The organism is Pseudoalteromonas sp. MB41, from assembly GCF_020966275.1.
Taxonomy (GTDB): domain Bacteria; phylum Pseudomonadota; class Gammaproteobacteria; order Enterobacterales; family Alteromonadaceae; genus Pseudoalteromonas; species Pseudoalteromonas lipolytica.
Genome location: NZ_JAJJZF010000061.1, coordinates 1 through 1,421 on the forward strand (window position 1 = coordinate 1; position 1,421 = coordinate 1,421).

2 protein-coding genes are annotated in these 1,421 nt (G+C 40.2%); both read left to right on the forward strand.

Features of this window, described 5'->3' with window-relative positions:
- The first annotated feature begins 48 nt into the window (after positions 1–48).
- Positions 49–549 carry a transposase gene (locus tag LPA49_RS22120; RefSeq protein ID WP_230237775.1) on the forward strand — a complete coding sequence of 167 codons (501 nt, stop codon included), beginning with the start codon at positions 49–51 and terminating at the stop codon, positions 547–549.
- Positions 546–1,391, forward strand: coding sequence for an IS3 family transposase (locus LPA49_RS22125; RefSeq protein WP_230237776.1), 846 nt, complete (start codon positions 546–548; stop codon positions 1,389–1,391). The genes LPA49_RS22120 and LPA49_RS22125 overlap by 4 nt, the downstream gene beginning before the upstream one ends.
- Positions 1,392–1,421 lie beyond the last annotated feature (30 nt).

The following is a 1,421-nucleotide window of genomic DNA, read 5'->3' on the forward strand; positions in this document are numbered from 1 at the left end:
TGAAGTGACCCCCAATAGTTGGACATTCCAATTACTGGGGGTCTTTTTATGTCCAAACATCATCGAGCTTTTAAGCTCAAAATAGCAGAGCTCGCTTTGTCTGAAAGCTCTTCGACAGTAAGTAACAGATTTAATGTTACAGATAGGCAGGTCCGATATTGGACCGCTATTTATCGAATTCATGGCGCTGAAAGCTTCAGGTCTGTTCACAAACCTTATTCTCAAGCATTTAAGGTAGAAGTGTTAAAAACGATGACAGCAAACAGTTGGTCACTCGGTTATACCAGTGCTTTCTTCGATTTATCGTCCCCTGGCATTCTTTTTCAATGGCAAAAGCTTTATGCTCGTGATGGTATATCACGTCTCAAACCACAAATAAAAGGTAGGCCAGTCATGACTAATAATTCTTCTTCATCAAAACTAGTAGAGCAAATGACTGAGGAGGAGTTACGAGAAGAATTAGCATACTTACGAGCAGAGAATGATGTGCTAAAAAAGTTAGAAGCCTTGGCTCAAGCCAGAAAGAAAAAAGCAAAGACAAGACGATAGTCGTCGAAGAGTTCAAGGCAAAACATAGCTTACGACACCTTTTAAAGGCTACAGGGCTGCCAAAGAGTGTTTACTATTATCATCGCACTACTTGTAAGCTACCCTGTGCAAGCAATGATTTACTGCTAAAAATACGTGATATCTATCACGCGCATAAAGGACGATATGGCTATCGCAGAATTACGAGTGCTCTGAGATCAATGGGGGTACTTGTTAATCATAAGCGCGTTCAACGACTGATGAATGAGTTAGGCCTCAAGTCAAAAGTAAGGCCTAAGCGCTATAAATCCTATAAAGGTGAAGTGGGTAAAATCGCAGAAAATACGCTTAACCGCGAGTTTATTGCGCAGAAGCCAAATCAAAAATGGGTGACGGATGTGACAGAGTTTAAAGTGGATAATGAGAAGGTATATCTATCGCCTATGATTGACCTATTCAACCAAGAGGTAATCAGTTACGAAGTCAGAAAATCCGTTGCACTCCCTTTGGTAACTGACATGCTTAAAACAGCAACTGCTAGGTTGAAGCCAAATGAAAAGCCAGTTGTACACTCAGATCAAGGGTGGCAATATCAAAACAAACAATATCAAAATCATCTCAAGGAAAAAGGGTTGCAACAAAGTATGTCTAGAAAAGGAAATTGTTTAGATAATGCGGTTGCTGAGAACTTCTTCGGCATATTGAAGAGTGAGATGTACCACAACGAAACGTTTAAAGACGTGAATGAGCTTATTGAAAACATCAAAGAATATATCCACTATTACAACAACGAGCGTATTAAGCTGAAACTAAAAGGCCTGAGTCCGATACAGTATCGAAATCAGGCCTTGGCAGCCGCTTAAAAATGAGTCCAACTTTATGGGGTCACTTCA